The organism is Ekhidna sp. ABH4_415, assembly GCF_056161305.1.
Genome location: NZ_JBSWYW010000001.1, coordinates 168,807 through 181,157, shown reverse-complemented (window position 1 = coordinate 181,157; position 12,351 = coordinate 168,807). Strand labels below are relative to the sequence as shown.

General features: G+C 41.0%; 10 protein-coding genes. 2 read left to right on the top strand and 8 right to left on the bottom strand.

The window, feature by feature from the left end:
- Positions 1–21 precede the first annotated feature (21 nt).
- Complete coding sequence (locus ACXAH9_RS00790) at positions 22–747, top strand: Rossmann-like and DUF2520 domain-containing protein (RefSeq protein WP_474892984.1); 726 nt, start codon at positions 22–24, stop codon at positions 745–747.
- Positions 748–796: 49 nt separating this feature from the next.
- Here the strand turns inward: ACXAH9_RS00790 and ACXAH9_RS00785 are convergent, their stop codons facing one another.
- Genes ACXAH9_RS00785 through ACXAH9_RS00775 form a run of 3 tightly spaced genes read right to left on the bottom strand, consistent with a single transcriptional unit; the run spans position 797 to position 6,527 of the window.
- Positions 797–1,843: a hypothetical protein gene (locus ACXAH9_RS00785; RefSeq protein WP_474892983.1), complete on the bottom strand. Its 1,047-nt coding sequence runs from the start codon at positions 1,841–1,843 to the stop codon at positions 797–799.
- 19 nt (positions 1,844–1,862) lie between these two features.
- Positions 1,863–3,287, bottom strand: a complete 1,425-nt coding sequence (locus ACXAH9_RS00780; protein ID WP_474892982.1) for a SusD/RagB family nutrient-binding outer membrane lipoprotein — start codon at positions 3,285–3,287, stop codon at positions 1,863–1,865.
- A gap of 12 nt (positions 3,288–3,299) precedes the next feature.
- The gene (locus tag ACXAH9_RS00775) at positions 3,300–6,527 is read right to left on the bottom strand and encodes a SusC/RagA family TonB-linked outer membrane protein (protein ID WP_474892981.1); all 3,228 of its coding nucleotides are present in this window, start codon (positions 6,525–6,527) and stop codon (positions 3,300–3,302) included.
- 154 nt (positions 6,528–6,681) lie between these two features.
- Between ACXAH9_RS00775 and ACXAH9_RS00770 the strand changes: the two genes are divergently transcribed.
- Complete coding sequence (locus ACXAH9_RS00770; protein ID WP_474892980.1) at positions 6,682–7,530, top strand: geranylgeranylglycerol-phosphate geranylgeranyltransferase; 849 nt, start codon at positions 6,682–6,684, stop codon at positions 7,528–7,530.
- Here the strand turns inward: ACXAH9_RS00770 and ACXAH9_RS00765 are convergent.
- The 5 genes from ACXAH9_RS00765 to ACXAH9_RS00745 all read right to left on the bottom strand — a co-directional run bounded on the left by ACXAH9_RS00765 (position 7,527) and on the right by ACXAH9_RS00745 (position 12,350).
- On the bottom strand, positions 7,527–8,039 hold the full coding sequence (locus ACXAH9_RS00765; RefSeq protein WP_474892979.1) for a DUF456 domain-containing protein: 513 nt from the start codon (positions 8,037–8,039) through the stop codon (positions 7,527–7,529). The two genes, ACXAH9_RS00770 and ACXAH9_RS00765, sit on opposite strands and share 4 nt — an antisense overlap.
- Entirely contained in the window at positions 8,039–8,617 is a 579-nt protein-coding gene (locus ACXAH9_RS00760) for a GNAT family N-acetyltransferase (protein ID WP_474892978.1), read from the bottom strand. Before ACXAH9_RS00760 ends, ACXAH9_RS00765 begins: the two co-directional genes overlap by 1 nt.
- Positions 8,614–9,777 (bottom strand): AIR synthase related protein, encoded by a 1,164-nt coding sequence (locus ACXAH9_RS00755; RefSeq protein WP_474892977.1) that lies wholly within the window; start codon positions 9,775–9,777, stop codon positions 8,614–8,616. Before ACXAH9_RS00755 ends, ACXAH9_RS00760 begins: the two co-directional genes overlap by 4 nt.
- 30 nt (positions 9,778–9,807) lie before the next feature.
- Positions 9,808–11,787 carry a CHU_0125 family OmpA-like outer membrane integrity protein gene (locus ACXAH9_RS00750; protein ID WP_474892976.1) on the bottom strand — a complete coding sequence of 660 codons (1,980 nt, stop codon included), beginning with the start codon at positions 11,785–11,787 and terminating at the stop codon, positions 9,808–9,810.
- A 77-nt stretch (positions 11,788–11,864) separates the two neighbouring features.
- Positions 11,865–12,350, bottom strand: a complete 486-nt coding sequence (locus ACXAH9_RS00745; RefSeq protein WP_474892975.1) for a hypothetical protein — start codon at positions 12,348–12,350, stop codon at positions 11,865–11,867.
- Between the last annotated feature and the right edge of the window lies 1 nt (position 12,351).

Sequence of the window (12,351 nt, the reverse complement as noted above, 5' to 3'; positions counted from 1 at the left end):
TTAATCACCTATTTTTACTCAATGAGCAAGGTAGCAATCATTGGGTATGGAAATGTTGGCTATCACCTGGCCAACAGAATTTCTTCCAAAAGACATGAAGTAACCATCTTTTCACGGACTTCTTCTGAAGATTTTATTCTTTCGATGGATGACCTGGAGCCAGGTGCCTTTGATTTTATTATTCTTACCGTTCCGGACGATAAGATTAAAGAAGTTTCTGACCGCCTGGACGTTTCAGAAGCAATCGTCCTGCATACTTCAGGAGCCAACGCAATTTCAGATTTAAATAAGCATCCTAAGCATGGTGTGGTTTATCCCTTACAAACCTTTAGCAAAACGAAGGAAGTAGACTTCACAGCCATTCCCATTTTTGTAGAAGGGTCTGAAGAAGGGGAAAAGGACATTTTCACGTTTGTTAGAAGTTTTAGCAATGACGTTAGGCTTCTCACATCAACTAATCGCTCAAAACTGCATCTCGCAGCTGTGTTTGCATGTAATTTCAGCAATCACATGTTTCATCTGTCCGAAAAGCTACTTGCCGATTTAGAGATGACGTTTCAAGACATCTTACCTCTTGTAGAAGAAACATTCAGAAAAGCCATTGAGCTCAACCCTTCTCGTTCGCAGACAGGACCTGCGGTTCGAGATGATGATGACACCATCAACAGGCATCTGGAAATGTTAAAAGACGAACAGATGAAAACGATATATCGCTTGGTAACGGAAAGTATTCAGAAGCACAAATAAAAAAGGGAGTCCAATTGACTCCCTTTTCTACATTTATATGAAGAGGGTATTACTCAACATCAATTACAATCTCCTTAGTATCGAGATCATCGTTAATACTAGCCTCTGCTGAACCAGTGGTACTATTCAATGAAATAGTAATCGTCTGATCTGCAGAAAACGCATTACTACCTAATCCAAGAACGATTGACTTTTCAGTCTCCCCTTTCTTGAATATCAACTGACCCGGATCTACTGAAGAATCATTAACTCCAAAACCAGTAACTGAATAGTTTACCGTGATCTCTGAAAGTGCAGCACTAGTCAAGGTAACTGGAAACTCGTACTGTCCTTCATCTCCATCAGTCAACTCTAATGTTGTAGTGTCTATCGAAGCTATCTTCAGATCGTTGGCAAAAGAGTACTTAATTTCTTGATCGAGTGTATCCGTCAAGAAATATTCATCTGCAAGATCTGGCGTAATGCTATTGAGCGTTACAATAATAGAAGTGGTATCTGCATCAAGCTCGTCCTCTGGTAGCATGATTAACCTAATCTCAGCTAGTGAATCAGTGCTTGCAGTAATCGGACTAGCATACCCTGGAGCAACTTGATAATCCACACCTTCTGTCAAGTCACCTGAAAGCGTATATGCGAAATCAAAATCGCCTCTAAAACCACCACCTATTTCCAAAGGAATGATGATTGTATCATTTACAATTGTTTCCATTTTGAAAATGGAATCAGTTTCAAACGATACTTGTCTTTGAGAAATACTGATGCTCTTATCACCATCTGCAGTACCATTAGTAACAGACAATACATAAGATCCATCTTGAGTGAAATTTACATCAACGTATGCATCATTTTCGGAGTTTTCGGTAATTGTAGCTCCTGCATCAATGCTCCATGTGTAATCAGTCTCCTTGATGTTCATAACAAGGTAATACTCTTCAGTATCTCCAATGTATGCCGAACTCGGTCCTGATATCGTCAAGGTATTTCCAGGGGCATACTCAATTGCGTTCTTATCCTCATCATTACATGAGGCAGTCAGAACCAATATTCCCACCGCTAATACATAAAGCGGTTTAAAATTTATCTTTAAATATTTCATATCTATCTAATTCTAACTTTTAGTTTACGTCCCACCACATTCTTGTCGTCATATCATTGAAACCTACAGCAGAAAGACTTGCGCCATTCGCTTCAGCTTCAGATGCCGGGTAAAATGCTCTCACAGGTATCACACTGATTTCAGCTGCTGCAGGTACTGGTAGAGCTGGCTCATCCAGTCTTCTTCTTTCAGACCATGCCTCAAGTCCCTGGGTATACAAGGCAACCCACTTCTCATAACCAATTGATTCTTCCCAATTAGCTGCATCGTAAGGATTAGCTGCTAAATAAGCTGCAGCTGCAGAAGATGAAACACCCCACTGCGCATGCGAAGCTGCAACCGCGTTGTTGAATGCTGTCTCAGCGTCTCCAGTGATAATTGCTCTTTCAATTGCTTCGGCTCTGAAGAATTCTACCTCTGCATATGTCATAAGATATGCAGGAGCAGTCGCTTGCTTGATTGATTCTGCAGGTCTTGATGAGGTTGCTTTCCCAGCAAACGCCTGTGCGTCAGTCAAACCGTAACCAAGTCCTAAAATCACACCGTTGGTGTTTGGCTCAGCATATTTAGATAGCCTTGGATCACCGTTCGCCTCCATGCTATTTTCCAAAATCAAAGAAATAGCAAAATCATCCCTGGTAATTGCATCCACATAAAATGGATTTGCAATATTCTGATCTGATCCAAAAACAAATGTTGCATTCTCATCATTGGATGAGATAACACCTAAAGAGTGAGAAAACGCTTCGGAAACCGCTGTTGCTGCAGCACTTGCATTGGCATCAGCCATTCTCATTCCTAATCTTACTTTCAAAGAATTAGCAAATCGTCCCCATGCAGCCATGTCGCCACCAAAAACGATATCTCCTGACTCAAATCCACTTGCACTTGTGTTGATCAATGCAATTGCATCGTTCAATTCAGTTACAAGACCCGCGTAAATATCAGCCTGGCTATCGTATGCCGGGTTAGGATACTCCTCTGGCTGGAATGCCTGAGAATAAGGCACGTCACCCCAGATATCCGTGATATACTGGTATGCCCACACTCGCATGATAGCAATCTGAGCCAGCATATTGTCTCTCACTGCTGTTTCAAGACCTTCATTCGCCTCAACAAGGTTTCTAGCTTCTAGCAAATCATTCAGACCTGCCGCATAAAAAGAATCCCATGACGCACTGAAGTTGGCTGGTGCCTGATTGTATCTAGAATCTTCAGCATACTCATTTTGAGCAAAATGCTGAACCATTAGCATACCGAACTCAAAGTTCATCGCTCTACTCCATACACGATTCGCCAGTGAAAATTGAGCTTGTGTATAGAGGTTTTCAGCCGGAACAACCGTAGGGTTGTTTGGGTCTGTATTTACCTCTTCAAAATCACCTGTACATGCAGTAAATACAAATACAAGAGCTATTGAAAGTATTGAATATAATTTCTTCATTTCTATCAAATTTTAAAGTTTGAAGCTTAGGTTGAAACCAATTGATCTGGTTGTAGGAACCTGTGCATTTTCAAGACCTTGATTGTTTCCTGTACCGGTTACGGCCTGAGGATCCAAATAAGGGATCTCGCTGTAAAGAATTCCAAGGTTTCTACCCAAAACAGCTAAGGAAACATCTCTGAATGGTAAGTTTCCAAGTACACTGTTAGGAAGTGTATAACCTAGTCGAACCTCTCGCAACTTGATGAAAGAAGCTGAGTATACGTTTGGTGCAGCTACTCTCCAGATACTCTGATAGTATCTTTGAGGATCTACAGCTACATCATTTGCCTCTTCACTGTAACCAGTTACATTTCCATCAGTATCATAAGTTGCTTTAACTCCGGTGATAATCATACCCTCTTCTCGGATATTACCTTCTGCCGTCTTAGGAGACATCCCTGAGTAGGCAGCCCACTGAAGTGAGGTAGAGTGCATTGCACCTCCACTTTGGAAATCAATTAGAACGCTTGCTGAGATGTTTTTCCATCTGAAAGAGTTTCTTAGACCTCCAGTGAAATCAGCAATTGCAGAACCTAAGAATTTTCTGTCAGCCTCTACCAATGGAATGCCATTGCTTCCAATGATTAGCTCACCGTCTTCATTTCTCTGGAAATCCTGACCATAGATTGACATATATGGCTGACCTTTCTGCAATCTTACATCAGCAGCCCATGTGTTTCCAACGATGATGTTATCTACACCTTCTGCCAGTTCAACCACTTCGTTGTTATAAGTAGCAAGGTTGAAGTTCACATCCCAGGTGAAATCTCCTGCTGAAACCGGGGTACCTCTTAATGAGATTTCAAACCCACTGTTTTTCATCGTACCTGCGTTTACTACTCTGGAAGTATATCCTGTAGTAGAAGATGAAGCTACTGAGAATATTTGCTCAGAAGTGGTTCTATCATAATAAGAGATGTCTAATCCCGCTCTGTTCTGGAAAAAATTCAACTCTAAACCAACCTCAAATTCCTCAGTCAACTCATTAACCAGGTTAGGGTTGTTTCTGCTGTTTGGCACAGTGTATCTCGGGTTATCACCAAAGTTTGGCTGAACAGGAGTATATACATTAGCTAGTCTGTATGGGTCTGCGTCATTACCTGCAAAACCATATCCTACTCTCAACTTACCAAATGATAAAATCTCATTTCCTTGTAATGCCGGAAGCTCTGTGAATACAAAACTTGTAGTTGCGGAAGGATAGAAATAAGAGTTATCACTGGTTGGTAGCGTTGAAGACCAGTCATTTCGAATGGTAAGATCAACGAAAACCGTAGAGTAAAGACCTACTGACGTTTGAGCGAAAATCGAGTTGATTTTTTTCTCTTGATCGTTCGTAGTAATTACCGGGCTTCCAATACCATTTGCAATATTAAAGAATCCATCAAGTGCCAAACCTCCATTGGTCGTTGCTGTTGTTCTTTTTCTTTGCTGATGCATAAGGTTACCACCTACCATTGCATTAATGGAGATTGCCTCATTAATGTTCTTTTCGTATGTAACCTTCGCCTCGTAATTTGATTCACTAAAAGTTCGGAATGTTTCAGAGTAGAAAGACTGATCTACACCACCGTTAGGAATACCTTCTCTTGACTTGAAAGTAAACCCATCTGTCATGGCTCTAACTGAAACCTTTAGTCCTTCAACCAATTCGTATGATAATGCAATGTTACCGAAGAACCTGTCTCTGGTATCTTCCTGCAAAAACTCGTTTCTTACCCAATATGGGTTGTCAAAATAGTATGGTGCAGGATTGAAACTCTTCAAAGAACCATCAGGATTTTTTGTAACCCCTGTTGGGTTCCAAGTATTTTGAGTTCCATCTTGCCACTTATAATTAGGAAGACGAGTTACGTCAACTTGTGTTTGCCACCACTGAGTAAACCCTTGCATTGGGTTGCTATTAGAGTAACCTGTAGCATTTCTTCCATTTGCATTTTGCTTCACTAAGCTACCCGCTCCAGATACATTAAGCTTATCAGTGATTTGGTACTGAGTGTTAATGCTGAATGTATTTCTCTGAAGGTTAGAGTTAGGCATTGTTCCAGATTGATCCAGATTCGTGTAGCTCAAACGGAAACTTCCGTTCTCATTTCCTTTGCTAATTGCAACGGAGTTTTGAAGGGTAACACCTGTTTCAAAAAACTCAGAGTAATCATTAGCTGGAGCTACCCACGGACGAGTTTCGCCATAGTTAGGAGATTGCGGATCCCATGAGTCCCAATGACGAACCATCATGTTAGGATCATATTTAGGTCCCCACGCACCATCTTTTGAGTATACCGGAGAATAATAATTTATTCCGCCTTCGTTAAACTCAGTAAAGCCTGAAGGTGTGCTCAACACTGAACCTCCACCGTACTTCTGCTGGTGCTCGATCAGGTTTTGAACTTTATCAAAAGTCACACCTGAGCTCACATCAATACCTAGCCCTTTAGCCTTTGCACCTGATTTGGTTGTAATCAAGATTACACCATTCGCACCTCTGGTACCATAAAGAGCAGTAGCTGCAGCTCCTTTAAGTACAGACATTGAAGCAATGTCTTCAGGGTTTATATCAGAAGCAGCGTTACCATAATCGTAAGCACCACCACCAAATCCAGACTGCTGCGAGTTAGATGCATAGTTATCATTATTGATAGGCATTCCATCAACCACGAAAAGCGGCTGGTTTTCACCTAAAAATGAGTTTGAACCCCGAATTGTAATTCTGGAAGAGCCACCAAGGGTTCCTGGAGAACCTTGGATTTGCACACCTGCAACCTGCCCTTGAAGCGCATTAACAATGTTTGGCTCCTTTGCTTGAGATAGTTCCTCTGTATCCACTTGCTGTACGGAATAACCGACAGATCTTTTGTCACGAGAAACCCCCAGTGCAGTAACCACAACTTCATTAAGCTGCTGTACATCTGCACCCATAACTACATCAATTGTGGATCTTGAACCGATCTCAATTTCTGTAGTGGCGAAACCAATAGAAGAGAAAACAAGAGTTCCTCCATCGCTTGGTACTGAAATTCTGTAGTTTCCATCCAGGTCAGTTACCACACCCGTGGTAGTACCCTTTAGAAACACATTCACACCTGGTAGTGTAGTTCCATCATCTTCTGATGTTACCTTACCAGTCACTGTTCTTTGCTGTGACCATACCATTATGCATGATAACAACAAACAACCCATTAGTAGTAACTTCTTCATACTTAGTAGATTGTAGGTTTAACATAAAAGAGCTATCAAAGCTCTATTTTTAAGTCGCCAATTTTAATAAACGTTAATCTTTTGCCAAAACCGTTCATATAAATGATGTTAAAACAACTAATTATTTTAAGTTAAGAGTATTTCGTATTATTTTATGCTTATTATAAGGCACATATCCATATTTTTATCTGCTATAAGAATAAATAACCAAATTATTATTTTAATAACTCAGTTTGTTACCGCCTACTTTCTTCTAGAAATCCCATTCAATGTACTTGTTAAAGCAAAGTTCATATGGTTCATCGTCAGTACAGGCATGATCGGAGCGGCAGGGTATATTATCAATGATTATTTTGATCAAAAAATCGATATGATCAACCGTCCCGCCAGTGTTTTGGTCGGCACAGACTTTAATAGAAGAATCGCTCTAATTGCACATATGTTACTAACCCTAGTTGGAATATGCATTGGCTTCTATATAGATCCGTTTATTGGAGCTATTCATATTTTTTCTGCTGGAGCTTTATGGACTTACAGTGCCATTCTTAAAAGATGGATCTTGCTCGGAACTCTTACTATTTCATTCCTAGCGAGCCTAACCCTGCTCCTTGTTATGGTGTATTTCAGACAGTTTAGCCTGCTGGTAGTTGCATATGCAATGTTTGGGTGCGTCACCATTTTTATTCGAGAGAGTATAAAGGACATCATTAGCGTAAAGGGAGAAGGTCAATTCGGGTATCAATCAGTACCAATTGTCTGGGGTATCAGAGGTGCCAAGACATTTATCTATTTAGCAGGATTGGCAGGTGTAGGGATGCTCACTTTCTACTTGTGGTCAATTCCGAATTGGAATGTGCGATACTTCTTTTTTAGTGTCTTTCTTATCATTCTATGGATGGCTTATAAACTTACCAAAGCAGATAAAATAAAAGACTTTAAGATTCTGAAGAAATATGTTGACGGAATCATACTTGCTGGACTAATTAGTGTAACTCTAATCTAAAGCATTTCAACGATCGCTCTAACAGTGAATCCACCAACCTTCCATGCAATGATTCCTCCCAAAATGATGGAGTAGAGCAACTTGAGTCCGGTTGCTGCCAAAAAACCAAGAAAAGAACCAAAACCAGATTTAAAAGCTGATTTGATTCTGTTTCCCCCATATAGATCTCCAATAATAGCTCCCAAAAGTGGACCTAGAATAATCCCAAAAGGAATGGGGAGCATCACTCCGGCGACCATGCCGATCATTCCTCCAACAACGCCGGCTTTTGTACCACCAAATTTCTTAGTAGCCGCCACTGGTAATACATAATCAGCAACTAAAATCACTACTCCTAGAATGGCCCAAATGGTAAAAGAAGTGACACTAAACTGGGTATCATTGGAAACTGCGTGAGTGCAAATCATCGCTCCGTAAGTAAGCAAAGGGCCTGGCAGAGGAGGAAGAATTGAAAATATAATTCCACCGGCAATAAGAATGATTGAGAGTATTATCAGGAAAGCTTCCATCAGAATTCTTTAAAAATCGTTTTTCGGATATCAGGCCATTCAGATTTCAAAATACTGTATATCACTGTATTCCTTCTTTTTCCTCCTTGTGTAGCCCGATGATTTCTCAGTGTTCCATCATACTTAGCCCCGATTTTCTCCATTGCCCTCCTGGATCTTACATTTAATTCGTCTGTTCTTAGTTCCAGGCGCTCCATGTCCATTTTGTCAAACGCATGACTCAGCATCAAAAACTTCATATGCTTATTGATACCCGATCCAATAAATTTTTTGCCCAGCCAGGTCCAACCGATCTCGATTCCTTTTTCCTGCCAGTTGATATGACCATAACTGGAAGACCCAATGATTTCACCGGTTTCATTCAGCTTAACTGCATAAGACATTTTATCACCAAGTTTTGACTCAGCCAGTCGCATTGTCATCCACTTTTCCAAGGCATCCGGATGAGTTAAGTCTTCCGTATACCAGGTCCATATATCCGGATCATCGCTAAGCTTACGCATCTCTTGAATGTGATCTGCTGTTAGCGGAATCAAAGTGATTAATTCATCACCCAGTTCTTTATAATGCCTTTTCATTCGTATTCAAAAACACCATGTTCAGATCGAATAATGAGCTCTTTTTTCTCAGATGGTTCTACTCTTCCAATTACCTGAGCGTCCACATTGAATGACCGAGCAATCTCCACAATTTCATCTGCCGATTCCTCCGCAGCATATATTTCCATTCGATGACCCATGTTAAAGACCTTGTACATTTCCTTCCAGTTTGTTCCACTCTCTTCATGGATCATCTGGAACAAGGGTGGTATTGGTAGCATGTTGTCTTTAACAATTCGCAGGTTATCAACAAAGTGAAGAATTTTTGTTTGTGCGCCTCCACTACAATGAACCATGCCATGGACTTCAGTACGCAATTCCTTCAAGATGGATTGAATGATCGGGCCATATGTCCTAGTTGGAGAAAGAACCAGCTTCCCTGCATCCAATGGCGATCCGTCAACCGGATCTGTTAGTTTCTTTGAGCCACTGTAAACCAAATCCACGGGAACACCTGAATCAAATGATTCAGGGTATTTTTCGGCGTATACCTTATCAAACACATCGTGACGAGCTGAGGTCAGTCCATTGCTACCCATACCTCCATTGTATTCCTTCTCATAAGATGCCTGACCGTAAGAAGATATTCCGATAATGAAATCACCAGCCTGGATATTTTCATTATTGATTACATCCATTCGTTTCATCCGGGCGGTCACTGTACTATCTACGATGATCGTCTTTACCAAGTCACCCACATCTGCAGTTTCACCACCAGTAGACTTGATGTTGATCCCATTATCACGAAGCATCTGAAGTACCTCCTCTGTTCCGTTGATGATCTCTGCAATCACCTCTCCGGGAATTAGATTTTTGTTTCTGCCGATGGTAGAGGACAGAAGAATATTGTCTGTACACCCCACGCATAGCAGATCATCTACATTCATGATAATTGCATCTTGAGCAATTCCTTTCCAGACACTTAAATCTCCTGTCTCTTTCCAATATAGATAGGCAAGTGACGATTTAGTGCCGGCTCCATCCGCATGCATGATGGTACAATATTCCGGATCTTCGGTGATATCTTCTACAATCTTGCAAAACGCTTTCGGAAATAGCCCCTTGTCAATGTTTTTGATTGCAGAGTGAACGTCCTCTTTGTCTGCTGAAACGCCTCGTTGTGCGTACCGATCAGTCATACTTCTGTTTTTGTTTGCAAAGAAAACCGTTTATCCGTTTCCATCGCCCGAATCTTTAAAGAATCGATCGTATTCATCGACTGGCTCATCTGGAGGAAGGTCGTCATTTCTATTTCGAGGATTATATCTAAGCACCTTGAATTCAGTACGACGGTTCTTTTGGTGTTCTACCTCTGTCTTTGCGTTCTTAATCAAAAGCTGAGTTTCCCCATATCCTTTCGCAACAATCCGATCTGAATTGATTCCTTCATTGATGATATAGCTTACCGCAGACTGAGCTCTACGTTGGGATAGCTTCATGTTATAATCATCATCAGCTCTGCTATCAGTGTGGGACCCAAGTTCAATGTAAATCTCAGGGTTATCATTCATTATCTGAACTAGACTATCCAAAACAAGCGCCGCATCAGGGCGAATATTGGCTTTGTCCAGATCATAATAAATGTTATCCAAAACAATCGCTTTTTCCAACACAATTGGATCCATCATGATGTTGGTTTTAAATGTGACATTTGTGATGAATTCAGTTAGCGTGTCCCTGTTTACTGTCTTGCCTACCGTTGTAAAATCTTTGCGAACGGTGAAATAATCCGTCTTTTCGCCGATCAGATCGTAGTGCTCTTCAGGGTATACTCTAAAGTTAAATTTTCCATCGGCTCCTGTAAAAGCCTCATCCAACACATCTCCGTTATCTGCAGTCAATGAAACTTTTGTGTTAGGAAGAATGATCTCCTCTCCTCCATCGTCTGTAGTCATGGTAATGCCTGTTAGGAAATAGTTCACAACTTTCAAATCGGGATCATCATTAATAAATGTATAGATGTCATCATCTCCTTTTCCGCCTCTTCTATTTGAAGTAAAAAAGCCTCGTGTGAGGTTGAATTGGAAAAGACCAAAATCATCTGCTGATGAGTTCATTGGCTTCCCAAGATTAGTGACTGTAACGTGACCTCCTTCCCGAACTGCTCTAAACATATCTAACTTCCCAAAACCTGCATGTCCATCCGAAGAAAAATACAAACTCCCATCTTCACTTATATATGGGAACATCTCATCTCCAGGTGTATTTATTTCAGGGCCCAAATTCCTAACATCCACCCATCTTCCCCTTCTATTCACTTTCGCCTGGTATAAGTCCGCACCTCCATAACCTCCGGGTCTGGTAGATGAAAAATAGAGGGTTGTACCATCGGGAGAAAAAGCCGGAGTTGAGTCCCATGCTTCCGCCATATTTATAGAGAGCGGCACTGGCTCAGACCAACGTCCGTTACGATATCTTGTAAAAAACAAATTCACCTCACTATATCCCTTGGCTTTCCCGTCGTTTCCTTTAGCAAAGATCATCGACGACCCATCAGGTGAAATAGCAACTGAACCCTCGTTTGTATCAACATGGTTAATGATAGGATCCAAAGCATCAAGCGTGCTAAGGTTCACATTAGCTCCACGTGAAGCTACGCGATAGATGTCAGTAAAGGGTGTGCCTGTTGTTCGATAGATTTTTCCGCCCTCTCGATTGGATGTGAAATACAAATAATTCTGACTAAAGACCGGAGAGTATTCAGCTCTCTCCGTGTTAATCTCTTCTAAATTTTTAACCTGATAGTAGCTTTCCTTTTCTTTTAACTCATCAATCTTTCTCAGGTTTTCAAGCTCTTTTTCAGCTAATTTCTTCGTCTTTTCGTCTCTTGCCCTCGGAAGGTAGTTATTTAGAATTCGTTCTGCTTCCGCATAATTTTGTTGCACTTTCAGACCTTGCGCTAAATAAAGATTAGCCTCTTCCGGTGCACCTCCTTCCTCAATTGCAGCTTCATAAAAAGGGATGGACTCTACCAATCGATTGGATTTGCGGTATGCGTCTCCAACCATCACATTTTCTTCCACAGAGTTTTTTTCTGGTGAGTCTCCAAGCTTGGCTATAACTGCATCAAACTCTGCATTGTTCATGCTTTTTTCAAGTGAACAGCTGAAAGAGAAAAGTGCAAGTAGAAGAAATTGAATGAATCGCATATAGAAATAACGAAATTCTTGTCCAGATGATTTTTCCGAAATTAGCTAAACCTGAAACAAGAAACGAACCAAATGCCCTATGAAAAGTACCTTTTCACCCAGGTCTTTCCACTTTCTTTTAGCCACCCTTCTCGAAATTGAGCTACATTTTGTACTGTATTATCAAAAACCAGTGTTTCCGGGGTGATTACTTGCTCCTCGGCCTGTGACTTCAATTGATTGAATGGATAGAGATTAATTTGTTCATTCTGCAAAAACGCCACCTGGCTGGTAGTCATAAATGAGAGACTCAATTCATTCTCGAGAGCTTTTATCAAATGCACAGAAGCATCGATGCTGCATCCACTGGCCTGACTGAATGATTCATCAACCGAAATAATCAAAAACTGATCATATTCTACTGAAAATGAAGCTTTCAAATCCTGGCCATGGGCTTGCCATTGATTCAGAAAATTTTTGGTGTTTTCCTCTACAAATCGAACCTCCTCAGGTTTCAACTTTCGCTCCGCCTGATAAATCCATAACCGGGCATTGTCGGGCATCTCGTCAAATGGTATTAGCATA

Excerpts from the sequence above, each read along its gene's own strand:
- ACXAH9_RS00775 (WP_474892981.1), bottom strand. The coding sequence starts at position 6,527 with ATGAAGAAGTTACTACTAATGGGTTGTTTGTTGTTATCATGCATAATG.
- ACXAH9_RS00750 (WP_474892976.1), bottom strand. The coding sequence starts at position 11,787 with ATGCGATTCATTCAATTTCTTCTACTTGCACTTTTCTCTTTCAGCTGT.
- ACXAH9_RS00790 (WP_474892984.1), top strand. The coding sequence starts at position 22 with ATGAGCAAGGTAGCAATCATTGGGTATGGAAATGTTGGCTATCACCTG.
- ACXAH9_RS00785 (WP_474892983.1), bottom strand. The coding sequence starts at position 1,843 with ATGAAATATTTAAAGATAAATTTTAAACCGCTTTATGTATTAGCGGTG.
- ACXAH9_RS00765 (WP_474892979.1), bottom strand. The coding sequence starts at position 8,039 with ATGGAAGCTTTCCTGATAATACTCTCAATCATTCTTATTGCCGGTGGA.
- ACXAH9_RS00745 (WP_474892975.1), bottom strand. The coding sequence starts at position 12,350 with ATGCTAATACCATTTGACGAGATGCCCGACAATGCCCGGTTATGGATT.
- ACXAH9_RS00770 (WP_474892980.1), top strand. The coding sequence starts at position 6,682 with ATGCTTATTATAAGGCACATATCCATATTTTTATCTGCTATAAGAATA.
- ACXAH9_RS00755 (WP_474892977.1), bottom strand. The coding sequence starts at position 9,777 with ATGACTGATCGGTACGCACAACGAGGCGTTTCAGCAGACAAAGAGGAC.
- ACXAH9_RS00760 (WP_474892978.1), bottom strand. The coding sequence starts at position 8,617 with ATGAAAAGGCATTATAAAGAACTGGGTGATGAATTAATCACTTTGATT.
- ACXAH9_RS00780 (WP_474892982.1), bottom strand. The coding sequence starts at position 3,287 with ATGAAGAAATTATATTCAATACTTTCAATAGCTCTTGTATTTGTATTT.